This is a genomic window from Legionella cincinnatiensis, from assembly GCF_900452415.1.
Taxonomy (GTDB): domain Bacteria; phylum Pseudomonadota; class Gammaproteobacteria; order Legionellales; family Legionellaceae; genus Legionella; species Legionella cincinnatiensis.
The window spans coordinates 3,937,946-3,962,160 of record NZ_UGNX01000001.1 but is presented as its reverse complement, the minus strand read 5'-3'; the positions used below and the strand labels follow the sequence as shown (position 1 = coordinate 3,962,160).

The following is a 24,215-nucleotide window of genomic DNA, read 5'->3' as shown; positions in this document are numbered from 1 at the left end:
TATAGGTTATGATTTCCTTTTTATAAGCAGTGAGAATTTTGCATGTCTTTAGATTTATTAAAAACATTGTCGCAATATATCATTCCAAAACATAGTTTAACCTTGCTTGCTGGTTATTTAGCGGATGTAAAAAATATCAAAGTTAAGGATTACCTCATTCAACGCTTTATTCATGAATATCAAGTGAACATGAGCGAGGCTTTAATCGAAAATCCTACGGTTTATCGGTGTTTTAACGATTTTTTTATCCGTCGTTTAAAACCTGGGTGCAGACCTTTGGCACATGCAGGCATCATTTCTCCAGTAGATGGTTGTATCAGTGAAATAGGTTCAATAGAGGAAAACAAGCTGATTCAGGCAAAAGGGCATTATTATACTGTTTCTGAGCTTCTTGCGTGTGATGAAGAAATAGCATCTCGATTTATTAATGGGCGTTTTGCAACAGTGTATTTATCGCCTAAAGATTATCATCGCGTGCATATGCCTATAGATGCCGAAATTACCTCGATGACTTATATCCCTGGAGCCTTATTTTCAGTGCAGCCGTCAACGGTTCGAGTGGTGCCTAAGTTATTTGCTCGTAATGAGCGTCTGGCCATCTTTTTCTCTACCTCAGTTGGTCCTATGGCTATAGTGATGGTTGGTGCGACTATAGTTGGTGCGATAGGAACAAGTTGGCATGGAGATATTAAACGAAGTAAAAATCGCGTTGATTTTGAATATCCGCAGGCTAATAAAAAAATGGCTCAAGGTGATGAAATGGGTTACTTTAAGTTAGGCTCCACTGTTGTCCTGTTGTTTACGGATGCGAGTAAAGTCCATTGGAACAAAGAGTTAAAAGCGGGAAGTATACTTCGTTTTGGTGAGGCTATGGGTGAAATTGGGGAGTTTAACACTTAGAAGGGTACCTGCATGAATAAGTCGTTATAAATAGAAGAAATTAAAACCAAATTAAAGCATCTCCAAAATTAATCTGGACGATAGCTAAGAGAATATCCGAAAAATCGATAAGATAAATAATAATTTGTTACTGTATGGGGGCGTTTTCTGCGGCTGGTGTGCAACACTTAGGGCTAAGCCGCAGGACGGTGATGATTTTTTTGCCTGCCTAATTACTTGCAAAAATACATGCGTATCAAGTGAGAGCAAATAATGTACCTAGCTTTTTATTAATTGCATTGTGATAAACTACCGAAGCGACACTTAAATCTTGTATGGAAAGCCCTACTGATTTGAAGGCGGTGAGTTGATTTTTGTAGTCTTGATTTTTATGAAGTAACCAATCACTTATTTCAATAATTGACTCTTGCTTTAAATGATTTTGTTGTAGTGCACTTATAATTTCGCCTGCTTCAGTTAATGCTGCATGCAATTGATCGACAATCACTATCGCATGGCCTAGCAAGTCATTGCCGATTTCTTTCATCTGCGCTGTATGAGAACCTATAGCATTAATATGTGCATGGGGTTGCACGTCCTTAAAATGAAGTAGTGGCTCAGTACTTCCGGTCGCAGTACAAATAATGTCTGCATTTTTAACTGCTGCTGGAATATGATCATGTACATTAATGGTATATTGATCCGCAAATTTTTCAGCAAATTGTTCGGCATTTTTTATATTTCTGGACCATACAGAGACTTGTTTAATATCACGTACAGCACCTACTGCTTGTAATTGCGTTTCTGCTTGAACTCCTGAACCAATGATTGCAACATGAGTTGCATTATCTATAGCAAAATAGTTACTTGCTAAGCCTGAAACAGCCCCAGTTCTTAGTGCTGTTAGATAACCTCCATCCATTAATGCTTGCGGCTCCCCTGTATTGGCATCAAGTAATAAAATACAACCGGTAATGGACGGTTTGTTTTTTGCATTATTTCTAGGGAAAATAGAGACTATTTTTAATCCTAAGGTTTTATCTTGGGCGAGATAAGCGGGCATTGTTAAAGTCAATGCATCCTCTTCCTTAATAGGTATTCCAGTTCTTAGTGGTAATTGAACTTGTTGTTTGGCTAATTGAACAAATGCGTTTTCCATAGCGGCAATCGCTTGATCCATGGTAATGCATTGTTTGACTTCATCTAAAGACAATAAGCGAAGGGCCATAATGATTTTCAACCTCCAAATTCCTTAGTTAAAGCAGCTAATAAAGTTGGGTATTTGAATTTAAATTGATATTCAGCTAAACGCTGAGGCGCTACTGTTTGTCCTGATAATAGCAACTCTTCGCCCATTTGGCCAAATAAAAATCGAATACTCCAAGCAGGTAATCGTAGAAATATTGGTTTTTTTAAAGCTTGAGCTAATGTTTTAATAAATTTTTTTTGTGAAACGCATTCTGGCGCTACTAAATTTATGGGTCCTGTAATCTCCGGATGTTCTAGCAAAAATAAAATGGCATGAACAAGATCGTTGCTATCAATCCAGGCTAAGGGTTGCTCTCCGGTACCGATCACCGCACCCATTCCATACTGAGTAGGAAACTGCAATTTTTTTAACATCCCTTCCCCACGTTTTAGGACGACGCCAAAACGCATTAAGGTAACTGGCATACCCATTGCAAACCCTTTTTTTGCAGCTTCTTCCCACTGTGTAACCAGCTGTGTTGCAAAACTCTTTTCAGGAAAATGAATAGGCTCGGACGTTTCGGTAAATATGATATCGTCTTGTGCTTGTTTTTTTTGTAACCCATAAATACCAATGGCACTTGCATTGTATAAATGTGGTTTTTTATTCTTTGCAGAGATGCCCCATTCTACGAGCTGATTTGTTGTTTTAAGACGGCTGGAAAGCAGTTGCTCTTTAACTCGTGTATTCCAGCGATGAGCGGTAATATCTTCTCCTGCTAAATTAATGATTACCGCAAACTCGTCCGGATTTAAGGTGTCAAGTCTATCCCAAGTTATTGCATGAACGGTGTTGGAGAATATTTCTCTTACTTTTTTTTCATTTCGTCCTAGCACATAAACTTTGTGTCCGCATTGAAGGAGTTTGGGTATCAATGTTTGACCAACTAAGCCAGATCCTCCACTGACAATGATCTTCATAAGAATCTCCTTGTTGTACTAAAACCTTAAAGCATAGCACTGTGAACAAAATTTATTAAAATCATAACTGTTAACCTACGGTGAAAAGAGAAACTTATTGGCAACAATGGTTTTTAATGGCGTCGATAATCCATCGCAATCGCTTATCATTCTCTAGCCGTTTATGGTAATGGATCATAATTCGGTATTCTTTTATAGGAAAGGGGAAAGGTTTAATTTCAAACTGATACTTGTTTTTTAATGAAACAGCCAATGAACGTGGCATCATTGCAATACAATTTGTTTGACTTATTACTTCGCAGACATTAATTAGGTTTGGCACAATTATTTTGGTCTTTCTCTTACCAAATCCCGCCAATATTTTGAACAACATGTTGTCTTTGCGTAGATAACTGAATTGTATTTCAACATGATCGGCGTTGAAGAAATCTTCTGTAGTGATTTCCTGATGAACAAGTGGATTTGATGAGCCCATTACACATACAACTTCATCAAAAAATAAGAGTTCAGCATTAGCGTTATTTCCAGTTTCAAGAAAGGCGGGCCCCACTGCAAAATCAATTTCCGTCGCTAATAGATGTTCTAGATTCACGTATTCTGATAATGAAATTGTTTTTAGTGTAAAATTGGGGGCATTAAGGGATAAATAAGCACATAGTTTTGATAAAATAAGAAACTCTCCATGAACTGATAAAATAGCTTTAAACGATAACTCTTCAGTAAATGGATCAAAAGTTGTTTCTTGAAAAATATTTTTAGAGCTATCTAAAAATGTTTTAATTTTTGGTGCTAAATCCAAGGCTTTTTGGGTAGGTTGAAGTCCATGTGCTTTTCTTATAAATAAAGGATCATCAAATAATTCACGTAGTTCTTTTAAAATATAACTCATTGCTGTTTGTGTTAAAAACGTTTTCTCAGCAGCCTTTGAAACTGATAGTTCGGTCATCAAAGTATCAAAATGAATTAATAAATTTAAATTAATTCTTCTTATATCCATAAAATATATCCCGTAACAATCAGTTTTTAATTAGTAATTAGCTGTAAGTATAGTTGAAAATGCAGAACACATTTAATTTTTTAATATCAATATATATTGAAATTAAAAAAATTAAAATGACTCCATGGATTTATATTTTGAAGAATCAACCTTCACTGATTCTAAGTCAATTAAAATAAAGGATTATGATTAGAAAGAAATTCTTTGAAATCTGAAGTGTCAATGTTCTGTACTTTTGTATTATTTTTTGTTATTAAATGGCGTGTGATAGAACAATTTAAGTATTATTTAGGATTAGCAAATTTGCGTCATTGAATGGAGTAGACTTATGTCCGTGGCCTCAATAAGAAAAGTTTATAATATCTATGCTTCTTTCTACGATTTTTTATTTGGATCTATTTTCAGCCCTGGCCGTTCATTATGCACTAACATTATCAATAAAGTCGCAAAGCAAAATGCATCTATTCTTGAAATTGGCATTGGCACAGGATTGTCATTACCTCTTTATCGTTCAGATTTACGGATTACTGGAATAGATATCTCAGAAAAAATGCTGGAAAAAGCACAAGAACAAGTTGAAAAAAATCAGTTAGAAGATAGAGTGCAATTAAAAGTTATGGATGCGGCTCATTTAGAGTTTCCTGATAATAGTTTTGATTTTATCGTTGCTATGTATGTTGCTTCGGTTGTTCCAGATGTTAATGCCTTTTTACAGGAACTTGCTCGTGTTGCTAAGCCTACAGCTGAAATTCTTTTTGTAAATCATTTTGCTTCGGAACACCCAGTGGTGCGTTTTTTTGAAAAAAAATTCGCTCGTGTCAATAAACTCGTTGGATTTAAGTCCGATTTTTCCGTCCACTCAATCCTAGATTACAAGCAATTAAAACTTGTGGACTCTCAAAAGATTAATTTATTTGGCTATTGGAAATTATTGCATTGTAAAATCAAAAAGAGCAATGTCTCTGCATAATTTATATTAGAAATGGCTCTCCTACATAAAAAAGTATGAGAGGGATGCTTTTATGGGTCAATCCTCATACTCGTTTAAATCAAAAGCTTCTTGTAAATTCTCTAATTGTTCTGCAACTACATCCAATTTTTCAAAACTAGCAATATGAAATAATGCTTGTCCTGAATGGACAAGGGGAAGTTTGCTTTCACCAATGATAATGCCGGATATTGGTGATTTTAATTTATATTCTTCTGTGCTTGAAGGGTTCGCTATAATGGCGATAACTTGACCTTTTGTGACTTTATTTCCAGATTTTTTGATGTGTCTCAAAATTCCACTAATAGGTGCTCTTAGCCAATAGCTGTTTCTTGAAACCGTAGGTGTGCATTTTTTAACTCCATACTTACTGGGCTTAATCATTCCAAGCGCACCCATAACACTTAGAATTCCATTGATACCTGTTCTAATAGATAACTCATCAAATCGTAGCGATTCTCCTCCTTCATAGACTAGAATATGAATTCCCTGTTCATTTGCATACTCCCTCATTGAACCATCTCTAAAGGTTGAATGTAATATCACGGGAACATTAAAGGCGCGCGCCAAATCTTCAATTCCTTCCATATCAAGATTTGCGCGAATTTGCGGTAAATTGAATCTATGGTTTGACCCAGTATGTAAGTCAATTGCATGTGTCGATTGGGATAAAATTTGCTTGCTAATGATTTCTGCAAGCAGTGAGGCAAGTGAACCCTTGGAGCTACCAGGGAACGAGCGATTTAAGTCTCTTCTGTCCATTAAGTAACGTTCTTGATATAAAAAACCATAGACGTTAACAATAGGAATCGCAATAACACTTCCATTAATATGTTTTAATCCCTTTTTTTTCAAGAGCCGTCGTATGATTTCAACACCATTGATCTCATCGCCATGAATAGCTGCAGTAACACAGAGCGTAGGTCCTTCTTCTGGGCCATTGATCACATGTATGGGTAGACAGATAGGAGTCCAGTCATATAATTTTGGCATAGGCAACAAAATTGTTTTACGTTGTCCGGGTTTGATTTCTGCATCACCAATCATAATGGATGTTTTACTCATTTTTATCCTTAATTGAACGTGAGTGATGGATAAGGACTTTATTAGAGCCAAAGTCTACACCTGACTCCCTTCGGCTGAGGTAATGATTCGCTTTCTTATCAATAACCCACATTAATTTATGACTCTATAAAAAAAGTGTAGCCTGTATTTATGAGTATAGGTAAACTCATGCAGAATTGACGCTGGAATAAAAATATAATAGCGTAAATAAATTTCATGAGGTAACTTACCAGATAATTAAGGATAATTATGTGTTCATTTATTAAAAAAATACTCTTTACTGGACTTACATTGCCGGTTGTTTGTTCCGCGGGGACGATGGGGAATACAGGACCCTCCAAAATCTGGTCTATTCCTATTCAAGGTGGTTTTTTTGGTGCATCGCAGGGCAAAGATCAGCATATTAATATTGATGGTTTGATAGGCAACCAATACACTGTGGATAATAATTCCCAAATTAGTGGGCTTGTAGGTTTGGGGCTCTATTTTAATGGGCCTTCTTATAATTGGTTTCAGCTTTCATATGGAGTCGATGCTTTTTATTTAGGTCAAACTAAGGTAAAAGGTGATATTGTTCAAGAAAATTTATTTACCAATCTTTCTTATAAATATAACCTCCAAAATGTTCCTGTTTATGCTGCCGCTAAGGCACTTATTTATACGAATAACCCGGCTTACAACTTTACTGTGGATGCAGGTATAGGACCTAATTTTATGTGGACTTCTGGTTATCGTGAAACACCATTAGTTGATTTTGCTGTACCTGATAATGCATTTAAAGGAGCCACCACGACAAGTTTTTCTGCTACGGTTGGAGCAGGGATTCGTTTAAACAATATTATGGGGCAAATACCCGTTGAATGTGGTTATCGTTTCTTTTATCTAGGACAAGGACATTTAAAAAGCACTAATGATCAAATTCTTAATAACTTAACTACGGGTGACACTTATGCTAATGCACTTGTTTGCGCAGTGACAGTATAGTGACTCAACAGATGAATTAGTGATAAAAAAATCCTATATTAAACTATCATGTACCTTATTTAATAAGGCGCATGATGTTTTATACAGAAACCATTGGAGTCAAAGTTTTCACGGGCTATGCTTATATGAAAGGAACGGAATTGCCTTATCGTTATTAATGGCTTGAGGCGAGAAGACAATTCAGGTGAGTCAATTAAGAGCACATACCAAATTACTTTTTCTGGCTGATGATGCCAATGTTTCGTTTTATTCACTATTTCGATTTCTTTAATCTGAAAATTAAACGTCTTACCAATGGGTAATGATTTAATTTGTTCCGGACTTAGCTGCCCCGCATAAAATACAGTAATATGACTTCCAACAGGGCTTTTTGCGGGCACAATACAAGGAGCATCTTTTTCCTCAGCATGCTGTATTAAAATAGGATATAAAACATTTAAATAATCATTAGATACTTTTAAATAAACATATCCCTCTTTTGTGACATCCAATGTTCCTTGTGTTGATAAGGAGCGGGCGGTGCTTAGAAGCGCTGGATTATTGAGTACCGTTACGGTGCTTGAATTATTGTTGCCACATGAAATTAGTAACAGGAGTAGTAAGCTTTCATAAATAAATCGAATTAAAGTTTTCATCGTCATTCCAATCTCTGGTAGCGTATCTTGATGCTTTTAGTTTTCTTCCAAGCAAGTGCACTCATGCCCGAGCTGAAAACTGTTCTAGTGTTGCTTTAAACACGGCTAAATTCCAAGCATTTACTAATTTATAATTTTCATAAGAAATAGGCATAATAAATATAAGCGTATTATTTTTTACATCACAATATACAGAAACCGAAAAATTCATGCCTTCATTTTTTTCTAGAGGTGAAGCAAGAGATTTTTTAACGAGCCGTACTAATATGCGATAATAATCACCATTTTCGGGTATTTTTTCAGGATGATGAATCACTAATTTTTTATCTGTAAATTCATAACAAATACCCAAAGGAAAATGGTGCGCAAACTCTGTAATAATTGCTTGATGTTCTTTGGGTAAAACCAAATGACTTTCATTCAATAGTTTAATCTTTTCAAGGGAGAACAAGCTATTTTCTTGGAGGAGATCTTGTAATGCTTGTAAGCCGTTTACTGCATCGACACATAAGCGGTAACTTTCAATAATACCAGCGGTTTCTATAGAAATCCGAGATAATGTATTTTTTAAATTAAGCTCATTTGATGCGAAGAATAAAAGTAAATTATGATTGTTAATCCAAAAAAGGTGAGGTGATTGAAAGGTGTTGGATAGTATTTTTTGCAATTGAGCTTTATTTTTCCACCGTATCTTGGTATCAACTTTAAAGGAAATGATTGTTGTAGGTTTTTGATGATGGATAAGTGCATTAAACCAGTCACTAAAAGAAAAATAATGGATTTTAGTCGAGTTTTTTAATGGCATAAAACGAGGTCTATAAATATAAATATTACCCAAAAACAAAACAATAAATAAAATGAGTACGTGTAGGTATAAAGACTCAATAGAGATAAAGCCAAAAACAGAAATCAAGGTAATCAAACCACTAACAACAACGTCTAGATAATAACGATTGCTAAAGGCATTAATTTGTAAATAAGCCATGCTAGAACGTAAGATAAAAAATACCAGTAGGAGTAAACTAAAACTGAATGCATTTTCTTGAAAATATCCTACATAAAATAATGCAGTGATTAGCCAGTAAAAAAAACCAATTAATGGTGTTATATACAAGACGCGCGTGTTAAAACTATTTATAAATCGGTTTAATGAAGAAATGCTGCATTTTTTTATGTCAAAATAAAACAATCTTCCCCAAATAGAGCTGGCATTTAATAATGGGGCTATGAAATAGAATAGTTTGTAATAGTCATTATAAGCAGTATGATTGAGGCTGTAGTAATACATAATCCAAATTAACATACCTTCCAGGCTTATCAAGATACTTGCTAAACCAGCCCAAAAAAATTCGGGAATAAAAATTTGGGAGAGAAAATGCCAGAATTCATTTAATTTTGGCCATATTGGCTTTGGCCATTGATGCATTGTATATGAGTTTTTAATGTAATAAAGGCTTATAGCAGAGCCTAGAATTGCACTGCAAAAAGTATTTAATACAAGAGTAAATCCACCTGCAAGCCACCAAAAAACTACTAAAAATGCCATGCTTGCGAAGGGCAATAATAAAATGGAGAGCAGGGGACGAAAAACGCGAAATTTTGCATAAATGCCTGAACGGCGAACTTCAATAAAAATATGTATTCCTAACTGAAAAATAACCGCGGCAATATAGCAATTTGCAAGTACATGTTGGGATCCTATTTCAATAAAAGCAAGGCCCCCAAATATAAAACTTGTGATGAAGCAGCCACTAGAAAGAAGTATTGCAAGAAATTGCCAGTTTCCTAGCTCACGAGCAAGTAGACTATTTTGTTGAGATCGGTGCAGATGACGTACACGGGAACGCATAACTTCCAACATCCCCCACCAACCCGCATTAATCACAAAAATTGATGCACGTAATAAAATCAAATATTCAAGATGAGTACTTGTAAAAATTACGGTTAAAAAATAAAACTCAAGAACATGTACTGCCATTGTAAAAATGACATTAATACTAAAATAGCGTAAACGAAAAATAATATAAGCTAAAATATTTTTGCCAAATAATGCTTCATTAAAACTAACAAAACTTGCTTTCCTTCTTTTTTGCTTGTTGACCCATTCTTGAATTGTTTGCGACTGATTCATGGTAACTTCCTTTTATAACAGTTGTATTGGAAAACCAATCACACCCGTCAAACAAATCCCTATCAATATATGAGATAATGATACCCCAATAAGAGTTTGACATCGTAAATACAGCCAGCCCCATGCTAATCCTAAGATGAAAAGAAGGATTGAGGCATGTAACGCAAAACTTGAATAAAAACTACAAAAAATAAGATTAGACATTAATATTGCGTAGACAGATTGATCTTTTTTTACGTAAAGCATCAAAGAGCTTTGTAGACAGCCGCGGGCAATAAATTCTTGGATTGGCGCTAAAATAATAAAACCAATACTCAATTCGAGTAATTCATAAATGTTGTGGCAAAAGCACAGCAAAGAAGTTTCTTTAAAGTAAGGGGTAGTGGTTATTAATAACCACTTAATCAATAAAAAAGAAAAGATAACGAAAAAACTTACTAGCAAAGATTCAATGACAGATTGTTTGCTGTTTTTCAAAGTAAGTCCCATTTCAGCAAGAGAGTATCCATTTTTCCACATGACCACAAAGAAGATAAAAGCTAATACCAAGGTAATTCTAATATTTAATACATTCGGGGTTTCGGTGAATTGAGCCCATGAGGTGATGTCTTTTAAAATAATAAAGAGAGCAAGAATCACTAATAAATAAGTCATAAACCGTGCCGTTTGCACTTGATTTTTAAGCAGAGATATCTCTTTTTTTAAAGTGTTGGTGGCCAATTTATTCGCCTCGCGCAGGCGATCAGGTAGTGCTTTACTTAAATTGACAATTAATTGAGCATAAAGATGCGGATATTTATCTTGTAAATCCACCATATTTATTGCATACAATTCTGAAGGGGTTGCTGCGTATACAGAAGAGGATCGCAGCCTCCTATCTAATATACTCATTTCCCCTAAATAATCACCACTAAATAGGTCAGTCAAATGTTGGCCTTTTGACTCGATTCCAATCTTTCCAGATTTAATTAAATAAACAGAATCTCCTTTGGTGTCTTCGTAAAATAAATATTGACTCTTTTTTAATTTAATGCGCTTTACAAAATGTAAAAGAATTTCCAAATCCTGGGAATTAATATTTTGAAATAGCATTTGGAAATCAGATAAATCGTTTATCCTTATCATCGGTAAAAACTCCATTTTTTCGGAAAGAAAATTTATGTTGATTCCAATAATTTTTTTCCCTACATAAAGAGGTTAAATGCCATTCATTTCTTAACGTTGCGTAAGAAATTTTTCGAAATGCGCGTACTCCTTTTATACCAGTAAGTAATTCAACAATGATTAAAGCAATGGAATAATCTATTTGTTTTAAACAACCTCTATTAGTTATTTCTTTGAATATGCGTCGAATTGTAGGGTCTTGGAATGGGTTTTTTTCATTTAATAAGTTATTCACAATCTGGCAGAGTGCTTGCCCTCTTTGCTCAAGGTTAAGCTGGGTCAGCATGGGTGTTGCATTAATGAGTCTGTGCTTTATTCCTCTTAGCATTTTTTGAATGACGGGGTGTTTTAATGTTTTGGTGCCATCAGAAAAAATAATGAGGCCACATAACTCTATCCTATTTGAACCTATAAACCTTTCCGAATCATTGGATGATTTGCCTGCATGAGTGAGATAAAAACGTTGATTTTTACTTGGGTTACATTGCAACCTTAACTTTTCTAAAATGGCGGTGATGCGAGCCTCACCCTCTTTGAATTGATTAATATCGGTATGGGCGTATATAAAATCATCACTATAACGTGCATAAAATCCGTAGGGAATATTTGCCAAAGCGTCATCAAGTTCAGATAAGTACAGATTATAAATTAACGTTGCTAAAGGTGAGCCAACTGGAATACCTACTATTTTTTGATAAGGTAAATTATCTTCGGTATGTAAAATCGGTCTTAAAGCCTCTTCAATGGCTATACGTAAGCAATGACGTTGTTTTAAATCTTTAATTTCTTTTAATATATCATAGAAATAATTCCAAAAAATTGCATGGGTATCTGCGGGTATGCTTCCTCCATAATTTGTTATATCTGCTCTTAATACATAGACATTAATTTGTTTATTGGGTGTCCGAACTTGTTTCAGATAAGCACAAAACGACTGGATTGCTTGCTTGGCTGAACGTCCAGAAATATAAGAGTACACGGATGGAGATATCAAATGCAGCGTTCTTTCTCTAAATAAATCATATAAAATACCCAGCAGGAGCCGATCAATAAAGGAGTAATTTGCAATAAGGCGCGTCTTAGAGTTGATATACACTTTTCTTTCATCATACTGCATGGGTTGATAACAACCATTGAGCAATTCTCTTATAAGGATTTTTGTAATATTTTTTTTATCCGCATAGATATCGGAAATATTAATTCCTGCTTGATCTTGTTCAAAGATTCGATTGCTTCTTAGTAATTTATTATATAATTTTGAAATTCTTTGAATGCAACGAGTCTTGTCTTGTAATTCGGTTATGAGAGGCTCATTGTTCATAACATAGGTCACAATATAAGTTATATTAATGACAGTTAAGTCAAATCTGCCTGGTAAAAAACGAAAAAAATAAAAAATTCGGCCGCAACCGCAATTTTTTCTCTAACTATAAATTGCGAGACAAAACTTATTATCTGGCAATGAGCAAAGCTTATCTTCTTAACTGTCATTAAAAGTATAGACTATATTATTTCCCTTTAGAGGATATCATTAAGTTCTATTGACAATTGGTTCCCACTCTCTAAAGTAATACTTTTATTTTATTATTTGAATACGTTATTTTTTGATATTTTTGGTATTGAAGAAGGAAGCCAAATGAAACGATTCTCAACTCTATTTTTTTCTCCAAAAGAAGAATCACTAAATTCTCCTATAAAGACTGAAGGCAATGTTCCAAATTATAAGAAATCTGCGGAAAATACTTCACCTCAGCGAATTGTTGAAGAAGTTTATTTTCCGCAAATTTCATTTTTAGGTTGCCCCTTCATTTGGTATTATTATCCGTTTCATGATTTGGCCATTTGGACAGGACATTTATATGGCACACCTCAAGATAACTTCAACTTAAAAACATTGCTTACAAAACTACAAACTATCCCAGGAGTGAGTATTGAAAATGGCGAAGCTGTAATCAGAAAGGCCGGTGATTTTTGTTTACAACATCAAATGAAATACATGTCGCGCGAGGATAATAACGTAGACTTTGCGTTTAAAAAAATATAAGAGAAATGCTTCCCTCTCTTGCTGCAAGTTTGTAATTGATATTCATAGGCCAATTGGAGCTACTTTAAATTAGATCTAATCGGCAGAAGAGAGAATGACTGTAAAAAGCCTATACAATTTAATGTCTTTTGAAAAATTATCTAAACTTGATTTAGATAGAGGAAAAAACAAGAGTTATAAGGAGATAACAATGAAAAAAATCTTTTTGCTTTTAATGGGAATGAGTGTTTTTTATTATGTCCATGCAGCTGGAGATGACCTAGGTAATAGCACTAACTCAACAAATAGCAATGCTAATATGAATACTACTCCCAGCCCAGGAACTAATTCCAATATGGATGCTAATCCTTCCCCAGGAGTTAATCCAGGTCCAGGTATTAATCCGAATCCAGGTGCCACTCCTAGCCCAGGAACTAATTCTACCCCGGGAACTAATCCTACTCCAGGGACTAATCCTGCTCCAGGGACTAATCCTACTCCAGGGACTAATCCTACTCCAGGGACTAATCCTACTCCAGGGACTAATCCTACTCCAGGGACTAATCCTGCCCCGGGAGCTAATTCTAACCCAGGAACTACTCCTATTTTAAAAACTAATTCGAGTCCGGGCACAAATTACTAATAGAGCTTACCTGTATTTTAAAAAATTCAGGTAGGTGAGTTCGGAATATAATAAGATGAGTTATATCCTGGCACGTTCGGGCTGAGGAGCACATAAAGGTTATGTCATTTTCGCGACAGCGAAAATCCATTTCTATCAGAGCATTGTGCTCGCTTAGCCTAAGCAGGGATAATCCCTATCTTGAACTCATGGCTCATTTAGCCACAGAGTATCGTTTAATGAATTGAGTTAACGCAAGTTGGTGACTGCAAGCTTTTAATTATCTTGATGATATTTTTAGAAAGAGATAAATCTCAAATTGTTTCTGAAAAATCACTGCATTTTATACCTTTCCATGATTAATATTTTGTGAATTAACAAGTAATTACTCTTTAGCTACAAATAGATTTTGTTTGTATTTATAACTATTTGGCTTAATTTAATCTAATTTTGGGTCATAAAAAAATATCTTTACACCCTGATTTGTTTCTGTTAACAATAAATTGCTGTCTTTTAGCGAAGAGTTGTAATGGATTTACATTGTCTTTACTAAGGAGTTAAATTATGCCCAAAGATAGAATGGATATCGATGAAGGTTCTAAGGAAAAAGACCTCAAAAAGGAAAAAAAAGGTCACCACAACGATACCGATACTTCACCCTCTCACAATTCTGAAACTGACAAAAACAACAAAAAATTTACAGCGAATGATTTTTCTCATCTCACAAAAAATGAGCATTTTCGTTACGCACCAAATAGCAAAAAAATAGGTCATGCAGTGATCACTAAAGAAAAGGATCAAACTGTTGCACTGCAATACGAGCTTCCTGCGGCCGATGATGAAGAAACACCTACAGTTCGCCCTTTGGTTAATATTGAAGCGATTGAACCTTTCCGGGGGATGCATCGATTTCGAGCTCAAACGCCTGATGGCCATACACCGATGTATGCAAAACGCTTTATTAATGGAAAAGTAGGGGAGAATGAAGATGAAGAGCCCATTCAAATAGCTTGTTTTTCCCCCTCTCCTGAAGAAGGTAAACAACCTTTTTGGGGGTCTATTAAAGAAACACCTTTATTTCGAGAGGATCTTCCTAAATCAGTGAAAAAAGATTTAAAGAAAGATTTGGCAGAAATGGAGCAGGTCACTAAAGGTGGAGATGTTTTAACGGTTGAGCATGATTCTGTTCCGCAACGCGATCTTCTTAAAACAAGAACACCGGATCAAAATACAGTGATGGGGGAATCAGCTCGAGATGCCTACGAACATTTTTTTGATAAAATGACCGATGAACTTCATCCAGAAATGAAAAAGCGGCTACAACGCGCCTTTAAAGCAGATATTAAAGATAATTTTTATAAAAATAGTTTTCGCCCCGAGTGGTTGCATCTTAAAGGTTGGTCATTAATGCCAATGAGTATGAATCCGCAAACTAAAGATAATTTGGGCTCTGCGCCAAAATGGGCAAATACCCAGATGATGATTTTAGAGCGAATTATCAAATGGTTTGCCATAAATGCTCCAGACTCCTTATTAACAATTAAACCTAAATTTGAGATGTTGCTGGATTCTGAATTGGTGAAGCATATTGATTTTGATGTGAAAATTAAAATAAAAGAACGATATGTGGAATTGATGCAATCCATAGATCCTTTTCTAGCTTATCCTTTATTTCCTAAAGCATCTGATTTAGCTCAGGGTGCTGGAATAACTTATAACATTTTAAATAAGATCGATCCGGTGAGCAAACAAGTAGTTAAAGGTGTCAAATCCAAAGGTGATGAACATGGTTTATCTAAAAAGGGCACATCTATTTTAACGCGCACTCATGTAGGTAAGACTGATGCTGTAAAAACCTCACCCTCTCATCAAGAGACTTCTCTAGACGAGACCTCTCTAGGAAGTAGAAAAAGAAAGCGTGATCGAGATGCTGAAGAGGATTTTGAAAGGAGTGCACCGAAATCCAAACGCGTTGCTCAAGAAAACCAGATAGCGAGGTCGTCACATGAGACAGTGAAAGATAAGCCAAGCTCGCTGAATCGCAAAAGAAGACGCAGCGAAGAGAGTGACGAAGAAGAATTCGAACCGCCAATTAGAAAACGGGTCAAGTTTCCTACTCAGAATCAACATGAACGCTCAGTGGTGCAAATTTATTCCGATTTTTTTGTAGCCGATTATGATAATCCCTGGCGAGGCCCAGAATCAGCCGCGTGTTCAGGATCTGGTTTTATTGTTCAAGATCCTTCGGGAAAAAAATACGTCATGACCAATGCTCATGTAGCAGAAAACGCAACGTTTCTTCAAGTACGATTAGCGAATAACCGCATTAAAAAATATGAAGCCAAGGTCAAATGTGTTTCATATCAGTGTGATTTAGCCTTATTAGAGGTTGATGATCCTGAGTTTGAGGAGCTTGTAGACCCAGTAGAGTTGGGTGAGATGGTGAGTTTACGAGATAGAATCATGGTGGTTGGCTTCCCTATGGGTGGTACGGAAATATCCCTTTCCAAAGGTATTGTTTCACGTATACAAGTGGATAGTTACTCCATGAGTGGCCAAAATTTATTACAGGCTCAAGTTGATGCAGCAATTAATCCTGGGAATAGTGGTGGACCAGTCTTTATAGGGAACAAAGTAGTGGGGGTTGCTTTTCAAGGGTATGGTGGACATCAAGGATTGAACTATATTATCCCTGCCCCGATTATGGAACATTTCTTAACTGAAGCATTTAGTGGGAAGAAATATCGTGGCTTTCCCACCCTTCCTATTGTTACTGAACAAATCGAAAACCTTCATGAACGTGAATTTTATAAGATGGGTAAACGATCGGGTATTCGCATTTTAAAAGTAGATAATTTATCAGATGCATTCAGTAAGTTAAAACCCGACGATATTATCCTTGCTATTGATGGCTTACCGATATCAAACGAAGGGACAGTTGATATTCCAGAGATTGGAAATTGTATCGATTATTTTCATGTGACGCAGTCTAAATTTATCGGTGATAGTGTCAGGCTTAACATTTTACGCAAGAAAGCGCATGAAGAGGCTGTTGAGGAATTAGAGGTTGATGTTGTTTTGGATACGATCTTGGGAGATACCGAAAAAGTATCAGTCGCCGAGCACGATAAAATGCCAACGTATTACATCAACTCTGGAATTTGTTTTGTTCCATTGACACGTAATTATATGGAAGGAAATGGTTGTGAATTTGAAGAGATGCATTTGGTTGAAGAGAATTGCTCCTTGCCTGATGCACCCAAAAGAAATCCCACCGATCAAGTTATTGTGATCAATACAATTCTTAATTGTAAAGAAACACAAGGTTATGAAAAGCATATTCGTGGGATTGTTAAAGAAATTAATGGCAAGCCGATTAACAATATTCATGATGTTATTCGTGTTATGGAAGAGAATAAAGAGAAAAGACATGTGATTTCACTGGCTTCAAAATCAAAAATTGTTATTCCTAACATGCCCGCGGAAGAACATGCTAAGTTATTAAAACGTAACCATATAACTCAAGATAGATCTACAGACTTAGATTTGATGCTAGTTGATTCCAAAGATTCTGCATCTATAACTGCTCCCCAACGATCAGAATTGTATGTAGAGGAAATGGAATTAACTCAATCAGGAATGCATGCTCTTTTTGCCCGTATGGGATATCCAGACATTCTTAGTGGCTCTATCTATAATGGTAATCCAACGCTTAATTTAGACGCACTGAATCGTCAAGGATTTATGCCTGTATTAACTGATGTTGACCAAAGAAACGTTTCTGGTCATTGGATTATGTTAATGCATGGTCATGGCAATCGATACTACATTTTTGATCCTTTAGGGCAAACATCGGGTAAAAATTATGTGGATTGCCTAGCAGACCAATTACCTAAAGGAGCCAAAATTTCTGTTATTCCGAATGCAGCAGGATTAAACAGAGGGTTATGTGGGTATTGGGTTGCCTCAACAGGTTTGAGGGCTTATGCTGCATTAAATCAAACCACTTCACCAAATTTAGAGAGAATGGGGCAAACGGTTACTGAGGAGATGCAAGCTGAGTTAGCCAATAATGGATTCATGAAAATTATAACTTGGTTACAGTCTGTGGCTGAAAAATTTACAGGCTCTCCAGCAGTAAAACCAATTGATGCGCGAGAATTAAGATATGCGAGTGAAGCAGAGCTACAGCGTCCTAAAATTATAAGTCCTATTCCTATAAAACCGCTCTCTATGGGGTTATTTGGCCAACTTTCTGCAAATAGCGAACAGAAAGAAGCTAAGCCTAAACGAAGGCGAATTATTGAATCAGATGAAGAGGAAATGGAGGAAGTCAAAAACCTATCATCGGGTAAAAAAGAAGGAGAGTTAACAAGGGACATGTTGCCTGGTTTAAAACGCTGGCAACAAAAAATTGAGGAGATGGAAGAGCGTTATAAAGATCTCCCAGAAAATGAAGAAGATGAGGAAGATTATGTTAATTCTTCTGAAGATTCAGAGTATTCCGATGAGGAAGACAGTGAAGCGGATGAGAAAAGCATGGACTTAGATGATTCAGAGTCAGAAGAGAACGTCGAGGTACAAGCGAAAAATAAATCTTCTAAAAATACACGTCTTCATAGCCATGGATTTTTCAAACCAACCTCTATGGATGTGGACACTAATCTTGAACAGAATCAAAAACGATTCCAATACAAATAATCCATTTCTTTATTGTGCTGGGTGAGTCAGCCCAGCATTTTTTTATTGAATGATGTAGGGGATAATGATGTTTCAAAAAATTATGGAAATAAAAAATTTTCGAGAAGCTTTAAAAGACATTCATTTTGATACTTGGTTGGTGTTAGATCTCGATAATACGGTCATGACTCCTAGAATTGCGTTTGGAGGAGATGCATGGTTTGAAGGCTTATTTTCTCATGTCGCACAAAAAAAAATTGAAATGGCCACTGCCCAGCCCTCACTCATGTCAGTTTATAATTCAGCACAGCATTTTGTGCGCACCTCTGCAGTAGAACCAAAGATAGGGAGTATTATTAGGGCATTGCAAGATATTGGTATTCCTGTCGTGGGATTAACCGCACGTGGATATTCGATTCGACATCAGACATTAAGGCAGCTAGCGGATATGGGGGTTGATTTTTCACGCAACAGTATTGTTGCTGATGATGACTCCTCATGTCAGGGAGGCGTTATTTTTTGTGGGGGTGGTGATAAAGGAGAAAATTTAAATTCGTTTTTATCGCGATTAGGGCGTACTCCTCGCCATATTGTGATGCTTGATGATAAGAAAAAACACCTAGAACGAGTGATGCTGGCTTTAAAACCACTAGGAATTCATTTTAGTGGATTTCGTTATGGTTATCTTGATGAAGAAGTACGACAGTTTAGTATGGAAACCGCGAACATTCAGTTGGCCCATTTATGGGAGTGGTTATCAGCTACGGTACGGGAAGATGTAAAAAAATTAAAACTTATTTCTGAAGAAATTATGGGAACTTTAAGTCCATTGGTTTATTCAGAGAGTTTTTTTCATCCCGATCATCCCTTGCACCCTATTTCATCACAACCCCATGCGAGTGAGTCTTCACAAGAAAAGCATTCCAAATTACTGAAGCGTTCGCTAAGTACTTCTTCATTTTTTTCTAAGGGGGATCAGGCAGAGATATCATCTACACAACGGATGAAAACTGAGAAAGATGAAGCAATCGATAAAAATCTAAACTTATTTATCTGAACCTTGGCAATATTCTGATTTGTGCAGTGTTGTTCTAGTCTGCGCAAATTTTTTATTTCCTTGACTTTAGGTATTTAATCTAGTTAATCTGTGATTGATTTTTTATCATTTAAGAGTATTCATTATGCTAAAGGACTGGCAAATAAAATTTCCATACAGTTTTGCACAATTTCCAAATCTTTTTACCGAATTAGATTTTGAACAACAAGAAACTCTATCTCAATTATTGCATGTAATAGAACAAGCAGGTGGAGGATTACTTGATGGCGATACCGTTTTTCATATCTTAAACCATTCTTCTGATTTATCGGAATTAACCTATCTCATTATTTTAATGAGTGATCTTAAATGTATGGATAAATCCATGCTGAATCATTTATTCACACATCATTATCTACCCGACTTGCAAGAGAGTATTGATGTTCTTTCTAATCACACGATCATCACCTCTGATGTGGTAAAATTTTTATTTTCCATCCGAAATCCGCAAGATTGTGTGGGTTTTATGATGCGGGCGCTCCAAAAAGGAGTGGAGTTAAGCGCCATTCTGAATTACTTATCGCAAAATGTCACACTGGAAGGGATAAATGGTGCGTTAACCCTTTTTGATCTGAGTAGTTATAGCTATAAGCCAGAACATTTTCCAAAATTTAGTGCCATCGCTAAAGTACTTGCAAATCCTTTATGCCAAACTATTTTTGAGTCTCGATGGCGTAGTTTTTCAGATTATGCGGTTATTGCAGAACCCTTAAATTCTACTGATGCGGATGAAATTATTAACCGACTGATTAGTACGGTGGATGAAGAGACTAAGATACACATTTTTTTTGATTTTCTTACGTCATTTCGCCCTTTTCCGCCAAGTCAAAAATACATTGTGGATGTAAATATTGGGGATAAGGTTACGACCGCATTGACGAACTATTGCAAATCAAGAATTGCAGCAAGTGTCAGTGATGAAAACTCCTTAGCGGTTCGAGAAATGATAACAACCTTACGGAAGAAAGGTGGCAATAAGATTATTTTTGATGCAATCAAATATGAGGTAGCAAGTGAGATAGAATCAGAAGATTTATGCTCTACGCGTAAATATGAGGACCTCATGGATGAGATTTGGTCGGCACTTAATCAACCGCAAATTCACTTGGAAACTTTTGAGGATAAGTTTTATAAGAATAGAGAGTATCCAAGTTTTTTTGCTGAAGCATTGAAACATCAAACAGGTACCGTTTCTCTGGATATGATGGATATAGAACAAAAAGATAAAATGGAGCGTTTCTCAATATAATGGGGTAACGCTATCCCTTTGTATCGTTTGGACGGAAGAAGTACGAAATGTTGTCTCGAAGCCGCAGATAAATCCTTTGAGACACAGCATTTACTCCTTCTATAGATTTAAGGTTTTTAAGTGGAAATTGCTCATTGGGCTCCATCAAAATGGGTCCCCGTTTGCACGAGGACGACTACAAGGCTCTGACGTCTATGGCAGTGTTTCTCTGTCGGAGCGGTTCTAAGTTGCGGCTTACTTCTTTGATTTGCTAAAGAACTTGCGAATTTCATCCATGAAATCATTATAATCTTGTTTTTTCTCCATTCTATTTTGCCATCGCTGATTATTTCCTTCGGCAACTATTTTGGCGAGTTTAACCATTTGATTATTTTGAGTATCTAGAATGTATTCTTTGATTTTTTCTTTTAATACTTCTTCCCATGCTTCATCAGCAAGTTCTAAAAAATAGTTTGCCTTGATTTCTTCTTCATGATGATCACAATGATCATGATGGCATTCTTCATGTGTAAAATGACATGGACAAGAACATTTTTCATCAGCACATCCATTGCTTTCCATATTTTCTCCTGTTCGATTTTTTCAAAATGTTTTATCTTGAGCTTATATAGAATTACAAAAAATTACTTATAAATCAATTCAGGAACTACTTAAGATTACATGCAATAAGTCTTTAAAAACTTTAACAGCAATCTATTTACGCCTTTCTTTTCGCTTATTTTCAATATAAATCATCCACGGAGAAAGTACTCCATATGTGGACATTCTATTTGTGCGAATGGAGTTAGAAAATAATGGATAATTGGTGTCATCTCTTCTTTAATAAAGGCAAGGCGAGGAAAATACGATGGTTAGCAGATATAAGTGAATTGGTCTATAATTAAACATTATAAGCTTTCTTAGGAGTGCTTTATGTTAAGCCCATCACTTAGAAAATATATAGATAATCATCATATTTCCTGCAAAACCATCAGTCACCCTAGAGCTTATACGGCATTGCAATGTGCACAAGCAGCACATATTAAAGGAAACCATTTTGCTAAATCTGTGGTTGTTAAATTAGATGGAAAATTTGTACTCGTCGCAATTCCTGCCAATATGCGACTTGATTTAACGTTATTTAAAAAAGAGACTCATGCAAACCATGCAGAAATAGCTCATGAATTTGAGTTTCAAGATAAATTTAAAGACTGTGAAATTGGAGCAATACCGCTTTTTGGCGACCTTTACGGTATGGACGTTTATCTTGCAGAAAGCCTGACCCATCAAGAATGGTTAGCTTTTAATGCCGGAAATCATAATGAAGTGCTGCAAATGAAAAGTAATGACTTTTTAAATTTAGTACACCCCAAAACTTTATCACAATGTTAACGAGAACGATTTGCTTGAAATAAAGTTGAATCTGTAATCTTTGATTTTAGGCTCATTTTTTAGGTTAATGCACTATGCAATCCAAAAGACGGATCTTGTTTTAGTTTCAGTTAAAACTTATCTTATAGCTCGGTGAGAGTACTTTCAGTACTATTACTTGAAGGAAATGCCAAACGAAAGAAACATTTTAATAAAAACTAAAAGGATCAAATCATTATGTCTTGGAAACAAACAATTACCCTCGATCAGCTGCAACAAAAAGGACGTCACTGTGAAACCATTGATGGCCATAAAATTTTATTAGTTTGGCACAATGACACGGTACATGCTGTTGCTTCTCAATGCCCACATTTCAAATTACCTTTGACTAAGGGGGTGATTACTGATGAAAATACCATCGTTTGCCCTTTTCACAAAAGTGCTTTTAATCTTACAACAGGACAATCTGAATGCTGGTCACCCTGGCCACCGGCTCTTGGTCCGGTGCTCGGTAAGTTGAGTAAACCTAAGAATTTGAAAATATATCCTGTCCGTATTGATAATGATAAGATTATTGTTGATGTTGCTTGATTCATTCATATCACTCTCATAGGAGCATGATTAATGAATGATAAGCTAAGAATGTTCTCAAATAGCTTATTTTAAAGCAATTGCATAACTGCTGCGCCCAGAAAAGGACTTCTTATGAAAACAATCATTGAACCATTTCGTATTAAGATGACGGAAGCAATGGTCATCACTGAGCGTGACCATCGTATCAAGCAACTTGAAGCAGCACATTATAATATGTTTCTTCTTAACGCTCAGGATGTCACTATTGATCTTCTGACCGATAGTGGTACAGGAGCAATGTCAACCCAGCAATGGGCTGCAATGATGCTTGGTGATGAGAGTTATGCAGGTAGTACCTCCTGGCAAAATTTTCAAAGTACGGTGCGTGAAATTACTGGCTTTAAGCATATTTTTCCGACCCATCAGGGACGTGCTGCAGAACGTATTCTTTCTGTCACGCGTCTTAAGCCAGGCGATATTGTGCCAAGCAACAGCCATTTTGATACAACTCGTGCGAACATCGAATATGTGGGTGCAGCCACGCAAGATCTACTCACGCCAGATGGAGAAAATTTATTTCTTGAGAAAAAGTTTAAAGGGGATATGGATCTTAATAAGCTTGAGCAAGTCATAAAAGTAAATCAAGCAAAACGGGTTCCATTTTGTATGCTGACCATTACAAACAATGCAGGAGGGGGGCAACCCGTGTCGATGGGAAACATCGCAGCAGTGAAAAGTCTCCTGCAGCGGCATAATATCCCTCTTATTCTTGACAGTTCTCGGTTTGCTGAAAATGCTTACTTTATTAAAGAATATGAGCCAGGGTATAAAAATAAGACATTAATAGAAATTGCCAATTTAATGTTTCAGTACGCGGATGCTACTACTATGAGCGCCAAAAAGGATGGTATGGCAAATATTGGTGGTTTTTTTGCATGCCATAATGAGGAATGGGCTAATGATTTTCGTAATATGCTCATTCTTACGGAAGGCTTTCCTACATATGGAGGACTCGCAGGTCGAGACCTGGATGCAATTGCCGTAGGTTTAAAAGAAGCTCTTGAATATGATTACCAACGTTATCGCCATGCAACGATTGAATATATAGCTACACGCTTAATCGATAGAGATATCCCTATAGTACGTCCTGCAGGCGGCCATGCCATTTTTCTTGATGCTGCAAGCTTTTGCCCTCATATATCATTTTCTGGTTATCCAGGAATTGGGCTCGTAAATGAGATTTTTATCGAAGGTGGAGTTCGTGGGGTGGAATTAGGCACGGTAATGTTTGGACGGGTAAAAAATGAGGTAGAATATCCAGCTTTACATGAATTAGTGCGCCTTGCATTTCCGCGCCGAGTATATACACAAAGCCATTTTGATTATATTATTGAAGTCATAGAACATGTTTGGAAAAACCGAAAAAATATTCCTGCCTATACCATAACTCAGCAAGCCCCCTTCTTGCGCCATTTTACAGCACATTTTAAACCCATGAATTAAGGCACAAAAAGTGCGACACCTATACAGCGAAAACTCCATTGCCAACAGCTCCCAATCATTCCCCAGGATTGAGGAATGATTGTTTGACTAGGAGCAACTGATATGTT

At 36.2% G+C, this 24,215-nt stretch carries 20 protein-coding genes; 11 read left to right on the top strand and 9 right to left on the bottom strand.

The genetic code is table 11. From position 1 onward, the window contains the following. Positions 1-42 precede the first annotated feature (42 nt). Entirely contained in the window at positions 43-900 is an 858-nt protein-coding gene (asd, locus tag DYH34_RS17295; protein WP_058464280.1) for an archaetidylserine decarboxylase, read from the top strand. A 235-nt stretch (positions 901-1,135) separates the two neighbouring features. Here the strand turns inward: asd and DYH34_RS17290 are convergent, their stop codons facing one another. From DYH34_RS17290 to DYH34_RS17280, 3 genes are all read right to left on the bottom strand, one after another. Continuing rightward, the gene (locus tag DYH34_RS17290) at positions 1,136-2,107 is read right to left on the bottom strand and encodes an ornithine cyclodeaminase family protein (protein ID WP_058464349.1); all 972 of its coding nucleotides are present in this window, start codon (positions 2,105-2,107) and stop codon (positions 1,136-1,138) included. 8 nt (positions 2,108-2,115) lie between these two features. Next, complete coding sequence (locus DYH34_RS17285) at positions 2,116-3,048, bottom strand: TIGR01777 family oxidoreductase (RefSeq protein ID WP_058464281.1); 933 nt, start codon at positions 3,046-3,048, stop codon at positions 2,116-2,118. 94 nt (positions 3,049-3,142) lie between these two features. Beyond that, complete coding sequence (locus DYH34_RS17280) at positions 3,143-4,045, bottom strand: LysR family transcriptional regulator (RefSeq protein ID WP_058464282.1); 903 nt, start codon at positions 4,043-4,045, stop codon at positions 3,143-3,145. Between the two features lie 328 nt (positions 4,046-4,373). Here DYH34_RS17280 and pmtA point away from each other — a divergent pair, with 328 nt between their 5' ends. After that, positions 4,374-5,015, top strand: coding sequence for a phospholipid N-methyltransferase PmtA (pmtA, locus tag DYH34_RS17275; protein ID WP_058464283.1), 642 nt, complete (start codon positions 4,374-4,376; stop codon positions 5,013-5,015). Between the two features lie 57 nt (positions 5,016-5,072). On the opposite strand, the gene DYH34_RS17270 is transcribed toward pmtA, so the two are convergent. Continuing rightward, positions 5,073-6,098, bottom strand: coding sequence for a succinylglutamate desuccinylase/aspartoacylase family protein (locus DYH34_RS17270; protein ID WP_058464284.1), 1,026 nt, complete (start codon positions 6,096-6,098; stop codon positions 5,073-5,075). 249 nt (positions 6,099-6,347) lie between these two features. Here DYH34_RS17270 and DYH34_RS17265 point away from each other — a divergent pair, with 249 nt between their 5' ends. Then, the gene (locus DYH34_RS17265) at positions 6,348-7,082 is read left to right on the top strand and encodes a hypothetical protein (protein ID WP_058464285.1); all 735 of its coding nucleotides are present in this window, start codon (positions 6,348-6,350) and stop codon (positions 7,080-7,082) included. Positions 7,083-7,141: 59 nt separating this feature from the next. Here DYH34_RS17265 and DYH34_RS17260 read toward each other — a convergent pair whose 3' ends face one another. The 4 genes from DYH34_RS17260 to DYH34_RS17245 form a co-directional block, all read right to left on the bottom strand. After that, complete coding sequence (locus tag DYH34_RS17260) at positions 7,142-7,717, bottom strand: hypothetical protein (RefSeq protein WP_058464286.1); 576 nt, start codon at positions 7,715-7,717, stop codon at positions 7,142-7,144. A 61-nt stretch (positions 7,718-7,778) separates the two neighbouring features. Next, on the bottom strand, positions 7,779-9,848 hold the full coding sequence (locus tag DYH34_RS17255; RefSeq protein WP_058464287.1) for a hypothetical protein: 2,070 nt from the start codon (positions 9,846-9,848) through the stop codon (positions 7,779-7,781). Positions 9,849-9,860: 12 nt separating this feature from the next. After that, the gene (locus DYH34_RS17250; RefSeq protein ID WP_058464288.1) at positions 9,861-10,973 is read right to left on the bottom strand and encodes a cyclic nucleotide-binding domain-containing protein; all 1,113 of its coding nucleotides are present in this window, start codon (positions 10,971-10,973) and stop codon (positions 9,861-9,863) included. After that, on the bottom strand, positions 10,948-12,333 hold the full coding sequence (locus DYH34_RS17245) for a reverse transcriptase domain-containing protein (protein WP_058464289.1): 1,386 nt from the start codon (positions 12,331-12,333) through the stop codon (positions 10,948-10,950). Before DYH34_RS17245 ends, DYH34_RS17250 begins: the two co-directional genes overlap by 26 nt. A gap of 315 nt (positions 12,334-12,648) precedes the next feature. Between DYH34_RS17245 and DYH34_RS17240 the strand changes: the two genes are divergently transcribed. The 5 genes from DYH34_RS17240 to DYH34_RS17220 all read left to right on the top strand — a co-directional run bounded on the left by DYH34_RS17240 (position 12,649) and on the right by DYH34_RS17220 (position 20,682). Continuing rightward, entirely contained in the window at positions 12,649-13,056 is a 408-nt protein-coding gene (locus DYH34_RS17240) for a hypothetical protein (RefSeq protein WP_238589457.1), read from the top strand. A 190-nt stretch (positions 13,057-13,246) separates the two neighbouring features. After that, positions 13,247-13,678, top strand: a complete 432-nt coding sequence (locus DYH34_RS18215) for a hypothetical protein (RefSeq protein WP_058464291.1) — start codon at positions 13,247-13,249, stop codon at positions 13,676-13,678. 543 nt (positions 13,679-14,221) lie between these two features. After that, a complete protein-coding gene (locus DYH34_RS18620) occupies positions 14,222-18,358 on the top strand; it encodes a PDZ domain-containing protein (protein WP_058464292.1) in 4,137 nt (1,378 codons plus the stop codon). A 67-nt stretch (positions 18,359-18,425) separates the two neighbouring features. Next, positions 18,426-19,394 carry a DUF2608 domain-containing protein gene (locus DYH34_RS17225; RefSeq protein ID WP_058464293.1) on the top strand — a complete coding sequence of 323 codons (969 nt, stop codon included), beginning with the start codon at positions 18,426-18,428 and terminating at the stop codon, positions 19,392-19,394. A 124-nt stretch (positions 19,395-19,518) separates the two neighbouring features. Further along, positions 19,519-20,682, top strand: coding sequence for a hypothetical protein (locus tag DYH34_RS17220; protein WP_058464294.1), 1,164 nt, complete (start codon positions 19,519-19,521; stop codon positions 20,680-20,682). 234 nt (positions 20,683-20,916) lie between these two features. Here DYH34_RS17220 and DYH34_RS17215 read toward each other — a convergent pair whose 3' ends face one another. Next, the gene (locus DYH34_RS17215) at positions 20,917-21,243 is read right to left on the bottom strand and encodes a hypothetical protein (RefSeq protein WP_058464295.1); all 327 of its coding nucleotides are present in this window, start codon (positions 21,241-21,243) and stop codon (positions 20,917-20,919) included. Between the two features lie 351 nt (positions 21,244-21,594). Between DYH34_RS17215 and DYH34_RS17210 the strand changes: the two genes are divergently transcribed. The 3 genes from DYH34_RS17210 to DYH34_RS17200 all read left to right on the top strand — a co-directional run bounded on the left by DYH34_RS17210 (position 21,595) and on the right by DYH34_RS17200 (position 24,108). After that, positions 21,595-22,053 carry an aminoacyl-tRNA deacylase gene (locus DYH34_RS17210; RefSeq protein ID WP_058464296.1) on the top strand — a complete coding sequence of 153 codons (459 nt, stop codon included), beginning with the start codon at positions 21,595-21,597 and terminating at the stop codon, positions 22,051-22,053. A 216-nt stretch (positions 22,054-22,269) separates the two neighbouring features. Next, on the top strand, positions 22,270-22,623 hold the full coding sequence (locus tag DYH34_RS17205) for a Rieske (2Fe-2S) protein (protein ID WP_058464297.1): 354 nt from the start codon (positions 22,270-22,272) through the stop codon (positions 22,621-22,623). A gap of 114 nt (positions 22,624-22,737) precedes the next feature. Beyond that, positions 22,738-24,108 (top strand): tryptophanase, encoded by a 1,371-nt coding sequence (locus DYH34_RS17200; protein ID WP_058464298.1) that lies wholly within the window; start codon positions 22,738-22,740, stop codon positions 24,106-24,108. Positions 24,109-24,215 lie beyond the last annotated feature (107 nt).